This window comes from Proteus sp. FZP2095 (genome assembly GCF_023701425.1).
Lineage (GTDB): Bacteria > Pseudomonadota > Gammaproteobacteria > Enterobacterales > Enterobacteriaceae > Proteus > Proteus cibarius.
This window is the reverse complement of the sequence record NZ_JAMQBJ010000001.1, coordinates 1,520,674-1,533,590: the sequence shown is the minus strand read 5'-3', so window position 1 is coordinate 1,533,590 and position 12,917 is coordinate 1,520,674. Positions and strand designations below refer to the sequence as shown.

Sequence of the window (12,917 nt, the reverse complement as noted above, 5' to 3'; positions counted from 1 at the left end):
ATGACTTTAAAAGAGTTATTGACTGGTTTCGGCACCCAGGTACGAAGCATTTGGATGATTGGCTTACATGCCTTCGCCAAACGTGAAACACAGATGTACCCGGAAGAACCTGTCAATGTTGCACCACGTTATCGTGGACGTATTGTGTTGACGCGTGATCCCGATGGTGAAGAGCGCTGTGTTGCTTGTAACTTGTGTGCAGCAGTTTGTCCAGTTGGCTGTATTTCATTACAGAAAGCAGAACATGAAGATGGCCGTTGGTATCCGGAGTTTTTCCGTATCAACTTTTCTCGTTGTATCTTCTGCGGTTTATGTGAAGAAGCTTGCCCAACAACGGCACTGCAATTAACGCCTGATTTCGAAATGGGTGAGTTTAAGCGTCAGGATCTGGTTTATGAAAAAGACGATCTGTTAATTTCTGGGCCCGGCAAATATCCTGAATATAACTTTTACCGTAAAACAGGTATGGCGATTAACGGCAAAGACAAAGGTGATGCGGATGATGAAGCTAAACCTATCGATGTCAAAAGCCTGTTACCGTAAGGAGCGATATTCATGGAATTTGCATTTTACATCGCGGGGCTGATTGCCATCCTTGCAACATTGAGAGTTATCACTCATACCAATCCAGTACACGCACTGCTGTACTTAGTGATTTCATTGATTGCGCTCTCTGTGGTTTTCTTCTCGTTAGGTGCCTATTTTGCTGGTGCATTAGAAATCATCGTTTACGCTGGCGCCATTATGGTGTTGTTCGTTTTCGTGGTGATGATGCTCAATTTAGGTAAATCCGTCGTTGATCAAGAGAAAAAATGGCTACAACCGAAGTTTTGGATTGGTCCTGCACTTTTATCTCTGATGCTATTAGTCGTGCTTATTTATGCAATTAGTAGTGTCACTCACGGCGAAATTGCTGGAGAAGTAATTGGCGCGAAAGAGGTCGGTATTAGCTTATTTGGACCTTATATTCTGGCTGTTGAGTTAGCATCTGTTCTTCTGTTGTCTGGACTAATAGTTGCTTATCACATTGGTCGTGATCAGAGCCATGACGATCTCGTCGAAAACGAAAACGCAGGGGAGCAAAAATGATACCTCTTCAACATGGTTTGATCTTGGCTGCGGTACTGTTTGTGTTAGGTTTTACCTGCTTAGTACTTCGCCGCAACCTGTTGTTTATGTTGATCGGACTAGAAATTATGATTAATGCGGCTGCGCTGGCATTTGTTGTTGGTGGTAGCTTTTGGGGCCAAACGGATGGTCAGATAATGTATATTCTGGCAATCAGCTTGGCAGCGGCAGAGGCAAGTATTGGTCTGGCATTGTTATTACAGCTTCATAGACATCGCCAAAATATCAATATTGATACAGTCAGTGAGATGCGCGGATGAATATACTCTATTTAACCATTCTGCTACCACTGCTGGGATTCTTATTGCTCGCTTTCTCACGTGGTCGTTGGTCTGAAAACGTATCAGCATGGATTGGTACAGGTTCTGTGGGTTTATCTGCTCTTGTCGCACTTTGGGCAGGTATGGATTTCTTTGCTAACGGGCAAGAAACCTATGTTCTGACTTTATGGAACTGGATGTCAGCAGGAAATTTTAATATTCCATTTACGCTGGTTCTTGATGGTCTTTCATTAACAATGCTGGGTGTTATCACTGGTGTTGGCTTCCTTATTCATATGTATGCATCTTGGTATATGCGTGGCGAAGAAGGGTATTCTCGTTTCTTTGCTTATACCAACTTATTTATCGCAAGTATGGTCGTCTTAGTACTGGCTGATAATATGATGCTGATGTATATGGGTTGGGAAGGGGTTGGTTTATGTAGTTATCTGTTAATTGGTTTCTATTATAGCAATCCGGCTAATGGCGCAGCTGCGATGAAAGCGTTTATCGTAACGCGTATCGGTGATGTGTTCTTAGCTATCGGTATGTTTATCCTGTTTGACCAATTAGGTACATTGAGCTTCCGTGAAATGGCAGCACTTGCTCCTGAGCAATTAGCCGTGGGGTCAAGCGTCATTAACTGGGCAATGTTGATGGTATTAGGCGGTGCAGTAGGTAAATCAGCACAGCTTCCATTACAAACTTGGTTAGCCGATGCAATGGCAGGTCCAACACCAGTATCTGCATTAATTCACGCCGCAACCATGGTCACGGCGGGTGTGTACTTAGTCGCACGTAGCAATGCACTATTCTTAATGGCACCAGAAGTACTGGAATTGGTCGGAATTATCGGTGCAGTCACATTAGTGTTAGCGGGCTTTGCAGCTTTAGTACAAACAGATATCAAACGTATTCTTGCTTATTCAACCATGAGCCAAATTGGTTATATGTTCTTGGCTTTAGGCGCTCAAGCATGGGATGCGGCAATTTTCCACTTAATGACTCACGCTTTCTTTAAAGCATTACTGTTCTTATCAGCAGGCTCGGTGATTATCGCCTGCCACCACGAACAGAATATCTTTAAGATGGGCGGGTTACGTAAGAAGATCCCATTTGTTTATGCCTGTTTCCTTATTGGTGGTGGCGCATTAGCGGCATTACCACTGTTAACAGCTGGGTTCTTCAGTAAAGATGAAATCTTATGGGGTGCGTATTCAAACGGGCATTTTAACTTAATGCTTGCAGGTTTAGTTGGTGCGTTATTTACATCACTTTATACCTTCCGTTTGATTTTCATCGTATTCCATGGTGAAACCAAAACCGAAGCACACCAAGTTAAAGGGTTTACTCATACTTTCCCATTAGCGGTATTAGCACTGTTATCCACATTTATCGGTGCGTTAATAACTCAACCGCTAGGTGCTGTTTTCCCTGAAGGAAATGCATCGCACGATGGTAAATATGTATTAGAAGTTCTTTCTGGTGTGGTAGCGATAGTAGGCGTTGCCATTGCAGCATGGTTATACCTGAAACAGCGTCAATGTGTTTCTAAGGTTGCCAATACTCGTACGGGTCGTTTCTTCTCAACATGGTGGTTCCATGCTTGGGGATTCGATGCGCTGTATGAAGTGCTGTTTGTCAAACCTTATAAAGGGGCGGCGTGGCTTATCCAAAATGATCCTGTTAACCAATTCTTTAATCTATTCGGTAGTCTGCTTAAAGGCACCAATAAAGGATTAAGTTTCAGTGAAAATGGATTAGCGCGTTGGTATGCGGCTTCTCTCGGTTTAGGTGCAGTGCTGGTCATCGCTCTGCTGCTTCTGGTTTAATTAAGGGACACATTGCGCCATGTTATTACCCTGGCTAATACTTATTCCCTTCATCGGTGGCCTGCTAAGTTGGCAGGCTGAACGAATCGGCTCGCAAGTCCCTCGCTGGGTTGCGTTGCTGACGATGGGATTAACACTCGTTATTTCTGTGCAACTTTGGTTGCAGGGCGATTATCAACTACTTAGTGCTGATGGAGCGCCACGCTGGACAGAGTATTACTTTGTGCCGTGGATCCCTGCTTTAGGGATTAATATCCAATTTGCACTTGATGGTATGTCATTGCTGATGACGGTATTAACCGCGATTTTAGGTATCTTAGCGGTACTTTCATCGTGGAGTGAAAATCAGCCATCACAAGGTGCTTTCCATTTTAATCTGCTGTGGATCTTAGCAGGTGTGATGGGGGTATTTTTAGCAACTGACCTGTTCTTATTCTTCTTCTTTTGGGAAATGATGTTGATCCCAATGTATTTCCTGATTTCTTTATGGGGACACAAAGGAAGTAGCGATAAAAAACATGTTAGTGCGGCAACAAAATTCTTTATCTATACACAGGCAAGTGGCCTGTTAATGTTGCTGGCCATTATCGGTCTTGCGGTGGCTTTCTACCGCGAAACAGGTATTTGGACGTTTAACTACGATACCTTATTACAAGCACATACTGTTTTAAGCTCTGAACTACAATTTATCCTGATGTTAGGTTTCTTTGCTGCATTTGCAGTGAAAATGCCAATTGTTCCTGTACATGGTTGGTTAGCGGATGCTCACGCAGAAGCACCAACAGCAGGCTCTGTTGACTTATCAGGTATTTTGCTAAAAACAGCGGCTTACGGTCTATTACGTTTTAACTTACCGCTCTTCCCAGAAGCGTCAGCGTTATTAGCTCCTGTGGCGATGTGGTTAGGTTTAATTACCGTATTCTATGCAGCATTACTGGCATTTCGTCAGACAGATATTAAACGTCTTGCGGCTTACAGTAGTATTTCTCACATGGGCTTTATCGTGATTGCGATTTATGCCGGCTCTGTATTGGCTTACCAAGGTGCGATTATTCAAATGATCACTAATGGTTTGTCAGCAGCAGGTCTGTTTATCATGTGTGGCATGCTGTATGAGCGTTTAGGTACGCGTGATATGAACCAAATGGGTGGATTGTGGAAAAGCATCCGCTTCTTACCGGCGTTTTCATTGTTCTTTGCGGTTGCCTCTTTAGGTATGCCGGGAACAGGTAACTTCGTCGGTGAGTTTATGATCCTGTTTGGTACTTATGGCAACTTTAAGCTGATCACGATTATTTCGGTCTTTGGTTTAGTCTTTGCATCTGTTTACGCACTGTGGATGATGCAACAGGCTTACTACGGTTCACCGAAAACAGCTGAGAGAACCTATAAAGGGTTGGATCTGAGAGAATTCTTTATCCTGATCACATTGGTTGTTTTACTGGTTATTTTGGGCTTCTTCCCACAACCAGTATTAGACACATCCATATCAGCGATGGAAAATCTCCAGACTTGGTATTCCGCTTCTATTTCAACAGTAAGGCCGTAATTCGCCATGACAATAACTCCTGAACAATTGATCGCAATGCTACCGCTATTAATCGTCGGATTGACGGTGGTGGTTGTGATGCTGTCCATTGCGTGGCGACGCGATCATTTCATCATTGCCACTTTGACAGCAACGGGTTTCATTATTGCGTTAGGATCACTCTATTACGTTAATGCATTAGGCGTAGTGGACGTTACCACGCTTTATCATGTTGATGGATACTCTAGCTTCTTTACTGCACTAGTGATCCTTTCTGGTATTGGCACTATCGCTTTTGCTTATCCATGGTTAGAAGGCTATCAAGATAACAAAGAAGAGTTTTACTTGCTGATTGCGATTGCGGTCATTGGGGGGATTTTACTCTCATCTGCTCACCACTTCGCATCGATGTTTATTGGTATTGAATTACTGACATTACCGCTGTTTGGTCTTATTGGTTATGCATTCCAACAACGCCCTTCTTTGGAAGCAGGCATTAAATATATGTTGCTTTCAGCAGCAGCATCTTCTTTCTTACTGTTTGGTATGGCACTTCTCTATGCAGAAGCAGGAAACCTCTCCTTTACCGCGATGGGACAGAGTTTAAGTGATAGCAATATCCATAAACCATTAGTGCTCGCAGGTTTAGGTATGATGTTAGTGGGAATTGGCTTTAAATTATCTTTATTCCCATTCCAACTGTGGACGCCCGATGTTTACCAAGGCGCACCAGCACCAACAGGTGCGTTCTTAGCAACGGCAAGTAAGATTGGTATTTTTGCTGTTGTTATGCGTTTATTCCTTGAAGCACCCGCTGCGGATAGTGAAACCTTACGAATGATCTTAGGTTTTATGGCAATTGCCTCTATCTTATTTGGTAACATCATGGCGTTAACGCAAAAGAGCGTAAAGCGCTTACTGGGTTACTCTTCAGTATCGCACCTTGGTTATCTGCTAGTGGCATTAATTGTATTGCAATACAGCCCTGTATTAGCACAAGAAACAGCTGAAATTTATTTAGCGGGTTACTTGTTTGCAAGCTTAGGGGCGTTTGGTGCTATTGCAGTAGCTTCAAGTCCTTATCGTGAAAGCGAAATGGATTCACTGGAAGATTACCGCGGATTATTCTGGCGTCGTCCTGTGGTTGCTGTGGTGATGTCGCTGATGATGTTATCACTAGCAGGTGTACCAATTACATTAGGCTTCATTGGTAAACTGTATGTCATCATTGCAGGTATCAGCTCAAGCTTATGGTGGTTAACAGGTATGGTTGTGTTAGGTAGTGCGATTGGCTTATTCTACTACCTACGTGCTGCGGCTATTGTCTTCTTGCGCAAACCAGACAATGACAATACGCCAGCTATTTCAACAACATCACAAAATATGGCAACATTTGTTGCATTAATCTGTGCAATTGTTGTTATTGCATTAGGTGTATGGCCACAACCACTTATTGAATTAACTAATTTTGCGATTATTGCTCCAGTAGTAAATTAATCGATATTATTAGATACTAAGATAGTAAAACGGCTCTTTATTAAAGAGCCGTTTTTTTTAGTTATTCCTGAGGATTTTTTATCTTTTCGACTTCTTCATAATATAAAGAGAAACCATCTAAGAATGAAAAAATAGGAATGATAATATCTTTATTTAATAACTGATTATTTTTTAGTGTGAGTATTAGCAAAATAACGTCTCTCCAGTATTCAGATAAAAACTCTAATTGTTTAATTAAGATATGAAGAAAGTAATCAATATCTACGAGTTTATAATGGTGCTTTAAGTTTAAAAGTGTATTTTGCTGCTCTTTTTTTAACTGATGAATTTTTTTCATCTGCATCAGATAAAGTGTAGTAAGTTGATGTCGAGTTTCAACTATTTTATTATAAGAAAAACCATAATCTAATGTAGAGAACAAATTATTTAGTATTTTCACCAAGGAAGATAAAATGTTTTTTTCTTGTGTTTCAATATTAAGTTTATTAATTTCTGAGGGTTGGGGTATTGAGTTTTTAAAAAGATCAAAAAAGTTTTTTCTATGCAAAATATCTTCACTTTCACGTATAATATCAAGTTCTTCTTTGGTCTCCTCAGATTGATGCTCTAAAGTAATAATTTCATCCGTAATTTTTTTTATATTATTTTCCTTATCATAAATAAGAGGTGTTATCTTATTGGTGATAAATTTATTTTTTAACTCTTTAATTTCAAATGAAAGATATTGGTTGTGTTGGTTAATCGCATTTACTGTTTCATCTATCTCACTAAAAAGTATATTAAATATTTCATTTCTTTCTTCTTCTAATTTACTTTTTAATTTATCGTTAATTGTTCCTGTCTGTATTTCAGTATCAATTTCATTAATCGTTTTTAAGAGATTGTTAAATGAAAATTGTCTTAGCCTATTTTTTATATTGAGAGAGAAATAAATAATGTTTTCCATATTTTTATTATTTTTTTCTAGAAGTTTTGTTGTTTCTTCTTCTAGTGCGTGACTCATATAGCATTTACTACTGCTTAAATAAAGAATATTTCTGTATGCATGAAATAATTTACTGTGTTCAAAGGGGGCGTTTAATTTAATGGGATTCTTATGATTGTTCATAACAATATCCTTTTGTTAGCTATTTGATGAATAAAATGTAGAAAGTGCATTATCAAAAGAGATCAAAATCTCTTTTGAGTAGCCAATAACCATGTACCAAGGTGTGATGATTTTCTCAAGATAAATACTAAACTTTATCAACTCTAACGCATTGTTAATTTTATTAAAATTAGTAATTGAAGCTTCAATTTCTGTTAATATAGCTTGCCATACATATTCAATATGCTCTAGAGCCATATTTGTATCTTCAATAAACTGTTCAATTTCTGATAATTCAATATAAAGTGTATTTAAATGCAAAGATAAACCAGCGTAAACATCAATCTCAATATTGATCTTTTTTACTTGTTCAATAAGCTCATTTTTCTTTTTACGTATTACTTCAGCTTTTGCACCAAATATTCCGCCCGTAATAATAACGCCAATAATACCTAGGGCAAGCCCTGTAAAAGCAAGGCCAACATAGTGTTTATATTCGTCTTTTAATCGTGATATTTCCTCTATTAATAAATCTCGTTCTTCTATAAGAGAATTATTATTATCAGTATAAAACTCATTGATATATCGTTTTTTATTCAAAATATCATGATAGATAGAAGAGTGGGAAATATTTTTACTATCTTTTCCACCTATTATTTTACTTCTAAATGTCGATAAGCTGTCTTTTATTTTAATAGTCTTTTTACATTCATTTTCAATATCTTCTTTCATACTTTCTAAAATATGAATTAGTTGTGTTGCAACTTCTTTATCTTGTGATTTATATTGAATATTTTCTAATTCTTGTTCAGAAAAGTCATTAATAACAGAGGATATTTTTGCTAATAAAGGCATTTGTTTAATAAATGCAATAATATTTTCACCTGTAGACGTAATTTCTCTGCCAATTATTTCTAAATCAATTGCTTGTTGTTTAATAGCATACTCTATTTTATTCCAATCAAAAGCGTGCTCTCGTATTTGGATAAAAAGAGAGAGAATATTATCAGGTGAAAGTTGTGGTACATTAATTTCATTGTAATGAATGAATTTGATGACATCATCTATTTTGTAAGGAAGAGAAAGTGCTTTATTAATATAAGATTTTATTTTTATTAGATCATGAGAAGTCACTATACCAGGTAATCGTCCGTCCTCAATATCTATACCTAATATTAATCCCAATGCAACCTTTGGAATATCGGATGTCTCAATAATTTTATCGATGTGTTTAAAGGTGGTTGTATCCATATAACCTCACTTATGTATAATAATTTTCTATCTTTACCACTTTATCTAATGAAGATTTGTGGGTTATTTCAGAAGGGCGAGTTAATGCATCTACTTTGTAACATAAAAAATACAAAACTTTGATAAATGACAAAGGTTATAATTAATCAGCCCTTTGATAATTTGTATAGAGACGTATAATCACCTTTTTAATTTTGTTGCGGGTATTGGTAGTGGAAAAGATTAATCCTGTGTTTTCGACACTGCACGAAAAAGTTAAAAATATAAATCTGACAGCACAAGGCAATCTTTTACATTTAAAAGTCACCTTGCCAGCAGATGTATCATTTTCGTTACTTTCATGGCTTGCTGCGCAGTCGTGTTATCCCCAATTTTATTGGCAACATCGTGATGAAAATGAAGAAGTCGCTGCTTGTGGGCAATTGTGTTGTTTCAATAATATTCAAGATGCACGCCAATTTTTATCTGCACATCAATCTGAGCATAATATTGATGATGTCCGAATTTGGGGCTTAAATGCGTGGGATACCATTATTCCCGGCCGCATTGATAAAATAAAAGGCGATGATGCCTACCTTTTTTTGCCTCGCATTGAGATTAGACGCCACCAGCAACAGCTTTCTGTTCATCTAAATATGTTGGATGAAGATGATAAGCAAAATACATTAGATTTTCTGCAAACATTAAATCAAGCTGTAGAAATTGAACCGCTTTCTGTTTCTGTTACTCATGTTAATCACTCTTTAACGCAAGAGCAGTGGACTCACTATCTCAATATTGCCTTGGATGAAATTAGCCAAGGTTTATTTGAAAAAGTTGTCCCTGCAAGAGCGACATGTTTAACGCTAGATAACCCGCTGAAAGCGATCCAATTTATGAAAGCGAGCCGTGATGTTAATCATCATTGCTATCACTATATGCTGGCATTTTCACCTTCAGATGCATTTATGGGATCAACCCCAGAAAGATTATATAAGCGTGATGAATTGATGCTTTATACTGAAGCGTTAGCGGGTACAGTCGCGAGTTCTGATAACGAGCAACAAGCCACTGAATTTGCAGATTGGTTGATGAATGATAAGAAGAATCAACATGAAAATCTGGTTGTGGTTGATGATATTTGCCAACGATTACAAGGTGGTGTCGACGGTATTGATGTTTCACCTGCAGATGTTATCCGGTTGCGTAAAGTGCAGCATCTTCGTCGCTATATACATGGTAAATTAATTGATTCTGATGATATCGATTGCTTAAAGCGATTACAGCCAACCGCAGCCGTATGTGGCTTACCAAGAAGTGTCGCGCGTGCATTTATTCGTAAGCATGAACCTTTTGAACGCCGTTGGTATGCGGGCTCTGCGGGATATTTATCTCTCCCCCATGCAGAATTTGCGGTTAGTTTACGTTGTGGTGAGTTGCACGATGATGCATTGACTTTATACGCTGGTGCAGGAGTCGTTGCAGGATCTGATCCTCAGCAAGAGTGGACTGAAATCGAAAATAAAGCGGCAGGTTTACGAACGTTGCTGGAAAAAGAGAGTTAATTTCTTACAGATAATCTCAGTTTGAATAAATAATATCAGCGTAATAATCAAAATTTGATGAGTAGTTTTTTAAAGTCAGTTATTTAGTGCTACTCTTCAAATAACCACTGCTAATTGTTAACTAATTGATGCTATCCTTTAGAACACTAACGCTATTTATTCCTATTCTTAACGATAAAAAAGAGCTCATTGAAAATAGAGTGGATGATTAGCCTAAATAATGCACTCTTTGAGTGTTTTCTTTAACGATTTATTTAACGAAAACTTCTGTTCATTGAACTAGGCTAAGGAAAAGTATTTAGGAACAGATATTATAATAGCAATTGCAGGTTTTCGTTGTTGGGATGATCAATGTCTAATAGTTCGTTTAATCGCCAATGGGCTAAAGTTATACTCGAAACTTTGACTCGTCATGGCTTACGCCATATCTGTATTGCCCCCGGATCTCGTTCGACCCCTTTAACACTTGCGGCGGCAGCCAATCAAAAATTAGTTTGCCATACGCATTTTGATGAGCGTGGCCTTGGTCATTTAGCTTTGGGACTCGCAAAAGCAACTAAAGAGCCTGTCGCTGTGATCGTGACATCGGGAACAGCTGTTGCCAATTTATATCCTGCGTTGATTGAAGCTGGATTAACGGGTGAGCGTGTTGTCTTTTTAACCGCGGATAGACCCCCTGAATTAATTGATTGTGGTGCAAACCAAGCTATTCGCCAGCAAGGTATTTTTGCAACGCATCCTTCACAGACACTCTCGTTACCAAGACCAACAGCAGATATTTCTGCAAGCTGGTTAGTTTCAACCCTTGATAATGCCATGAATACATTGGTTCATGGTGCATTACACGTCAATTGCCCTTTTGCAGAACCTTTATATGGTGATGATGTTGAAACATCGACTCCATGGACTGAAGCTTTAGGGGATTGGTGGCAAAGTGATAAACCGTGGCTACAAGAAACACTTTTTACCTCTGTCACTATGCATCCTCAGTGGAATACATTGCGTCAGAAAAAAGGTGTGGTTATTGCAGGACGTATTCGCCCAGAAGAGGGGGTTGAAGTCGCAAAATGGGCTTCACAATTAGGTTGGCCTTTATTGGGTGATGTATTATCACAAACTGGGCAACCGTTACCTTGTGCCGATTTATGGTTGAATAATCCACAGATAAAATCAGAATTAAATAAAGCTGAAATCGTTATTCAATTTGGTTCAAGTTTAACAGGCAAACGCTTATTACAATGGCAAGTAGGATGTTCGCCAAAAACGTATTGGATTATTGATCCTATTCCGGGACGCTTAGATCCTGGTCATCATCAAGGTGAGAAATTTACATTACCACCGATGCAGTGGTTAACGACACATCCTGCGGTTGATAATTCACCGTGGACAGATGCATTAACTAATATAGCCAAACAAACCTATCAAAAAGTCAGTGAAATAACTGATTATTTTGGTGAAGCACAGGTTGCGCACCAATTAGATAAATTACTTCCTAATGATGGGCAGTTATTTGTTGGCAATAGTCTGATAGTGCGATTAATCGATGCATTTGCTCAGCTACCTCAAGGTTATCCTGTGATGAGCAATCGAGGTGCGAGTGGTATTGATGGCTTAATTTCAACATCTGCGGGTGTTCATCGAGCAACAGAAAAGCCAACATTAACAATATTGGGTGATTTATCTGCACTGTATGATTTAAATAGTCTAGCGTTGCATCAACAAGTTTATGCGCCTAATGTTATTATCGTAGTGAATAATAACGGTGGGCAAATATTTTCAATGCTACCCACGCCAGAGGCAGAGCGAGAGCGCTTTTACTGTATGCCTCACTCATTAAATTTCAAACATGCAGCCGCAATGTTTGGCTTGCAATATGTATCACCAACAAGTTGGGATGCATTGTTAACGACTGTTCAGGCGTGCTGGACAGGGGCGCCAACAACGACATTAATTGAATTAATTGTTGATGATACTGATGGTGCAAAAACATTAAATCAGCTGGTAAAACAGGTAACATCTCATGACTTTAGCATGTCAGCGATATAATACCCATAATGAAGGGCCTTGGTTAGTTTGGTTACATGGGCTATTAGGTGAAGGTTGTGAATGGGAGCCTGTGATCCAGGCTTGCCATGAATATCCATCACTTGTGATTGATTTGCCTCGTCATGGTGGTTCTGCATCTATCAGCGCGAAAGATTTTGTTGAAGTTAGTGCATTGCTAACAGACACACTTAAAGAGCAAGGTATTGACCATTATTGGTTAATTGGCTACTCGTTAGGTGGCAGAATTTCTATGTATCATGCGTGTTTTGGTGATACTACAGGATTAATGGGATTGATTGTAGAAGGCGGAAATCCAGGGTTATATGAGGCAACGGAAAGACAAAGTCGCCTTGCACATGATAAACGCTGGGCTGAACGTTTTCGTAATGAACCTCTCAGCGACGTATTAACACAGTGGTATCAGCAACCGGTATTTGCCGATTTAAGCGATGATAAACGCCAGTTACTCGTTGAAAAACGTTGCCGTAATGCGGGTTCTTGTATTGCTGAAAGTTTAGAAACACTTTCTTTAGGCAATCAGCCTTGGCTTGTTACTGAATTACAGCAACTCACTTTGCCATTTATTTGGCTTTGTGGCGAAAAAGATAATAAATTTCAATCTATTGCGCAGCAATATTCGCTGCCATTAACGACTATCCCGCATGCTGGTCATAATGCCCATCAGGCACAGCCTGTTGCTTATGCTGCGGTGATAAATCATGTTTTATCCCTCTTTGGTTAAAG

Annotated in this window: 11 protein-coding genes; 9 read left to right on the top strand and 2 right to left on the bottom strand. The window is 39.0% G+C overall.

The window, feature by feature from the left end; translation table 11 throughout:
* The 6 genes from nuoI to nuoN are packed head-to-tail and all read left to right on the top strand — an operon-like array spanning position 1 to position 6,245.
* Entirely contained in the window at positions 1-543 is a 543-nt protein-coding gene (gene nuoI / locus NBG71_RS07465) for an NADH-quinone oxidoreductase subunit NuoI (RefSeq protein ID WP_006533299.1), read from the top strand.
* Positions 544-555: 12 nt separating this feature from the next.
* Positions 556-1,089 (top strand): NADH-quinone oxidoreductase subunit J, encoded by a 534-nt coding sequence (nuoJ, locus tag NBG71_RS07460; protein ID WP_075670644.1) that lies wholly within the window; start codon positions 556-558, stop codon positions 1,087-1,089.
* The gene (gene nuoK, locus NBG71_RS07455) at positions 1,086-1,388 is read left to right on the top strand and encodes an NADH-quinone oxidoreductase subunit NuoK (protein ID WP_023581731.1); all 303 of its coding nucleotides are present in this window, start codon (positions 1,086-1,088) and stop codon (positions 1,386-1,388) included. Before nuoJ ends, nuoK begins: the two co-directional genes overlap by 4 nt.
* Positions 1,385-3,220, top strand: coding sequence for an NADH-quinone oxidoreductase subunit L (nuoL, locus tag NBG71_RS07450; RefSeq protein WP_191901371.1), 1,836 nt, complete (start codon positions 1,385-1,387; stop codon positions 3,218-3,220). The genes nuoK and nuoL overlap by 4 nt, the downstream gene beginning before the upstream one ends.
* 19 nt (positions 3,221-3,239) lie before the next feature.
* Positions 3,240-4,769, top strand: a complete 1,530-nt coding sequence (gene nuoM / locus NBG71_RS07445) for an NADH-quinone oxidoreductase subunit M (protein WP_099659409.1) — start codon at positions 3,240-3,242, stop codon at positions 4,767-4,769.
* A 6-nt stretch (positions 4,770-4,775) separates the two neighbouring features.
* Positions 4,776-6,245, top strand: coding sequence for an NADH-quinone oxidoreductase subunit NuoN (gene nuoN, locus NBG71_RS07440; protein ID WP_075670650.1), 1,470 nt, complete (start codon positions 4,776-4,778; stop codon positions 6,243-6,245).
* Between the two features lie 61 nt (positions 6,246-6,306).
* On the opposite strand, the gene NBG71_RS07435 is transcribed toward nuoN, so the two are convergent.
* Together NBG71_RS07435 and NBG71_RS07430 are read right to left on the bottom strand one after the other, a co-directional pair.
* Positions 6,307-7,353: an alpha-xenorhabdolysin family binary toxin subunit B gene (locus NBG71_RS07435; RefSeq protein ID WP_250916731.1), complete on the bottom strand. Its 1,047-nt coding sequence runs from the start codon at positions 7,351-7,353 to the stop codon at positions 6,307-6,309.
* 15 nt (positions 7,354-7,368) lie between these two features.
* Positions 7,369-8,583, bottom strand: a complete 1,215-nt coding sequence (locus tag NBG71_RS07430) for an alpha-xenorhabdolysin family binary toxin subunit A (protein ID WP_250916730.1) — start codon at positions 8,581-8,583, stop codon at positions 7,369-7,371.
* Positions 8,584-8,795: 212 nt separating this feature from the next.
* On the opposite strand from NBG71_RS07430, the gene menF reads away from it, so the two are divergent.
* The 3 genes from menF (at position 8,796) to menH (ending at position 12,915) form a co-directional block, all read left to right on the top strand.
* Positions 8,796-10,127 (top strand): isochorismate synthase MenF, encoded by a 1,332-nt coding sequence (menF, locus tag NBG71_RS07425; protein ID WP_250916729.1) that lies wholly within the window; start codon positions 8,796-8,798, stop codon positions 10,125-10,127.
* A 351-nt stretch (positions 10,128-10,478) separates the two neighbouring features.
* Positions 10,479-12,173 carry a 2-succinyl-5-enolpyruvyl-6-hydroxy-3-cyclohexene-1-carboxylic-acid synthase gene (menD, locus tag NBG71_RS07420; RefSeq protein ID WP_159241948.1) on the top strand — a complete coding sequence of 565 codons (1,695 nt, stop codon included), beginning with the start codon at positions 10,479-10,481 and terminating at the stop codon, positions 12,171-12,173.
* Complete coding sequence (gene menH / locus NBG71_RS07415; RefSeq protein WP_075670660.1) at positions 12,148-12,915, top strand: 2-succinyl-6-hydroxy-2,4-cyclohexadiene-1-carboxylate synthase; 768 nt, start codon at positions 12,148-12,150, stop codon at positions 12,913-12,915. Before menD ends, menH begins: the two co-directional genes overlap by 26 nt.
* The last annotated feature ends 2 nt before the right edge of the window (positions 12,916-12,917 follow it).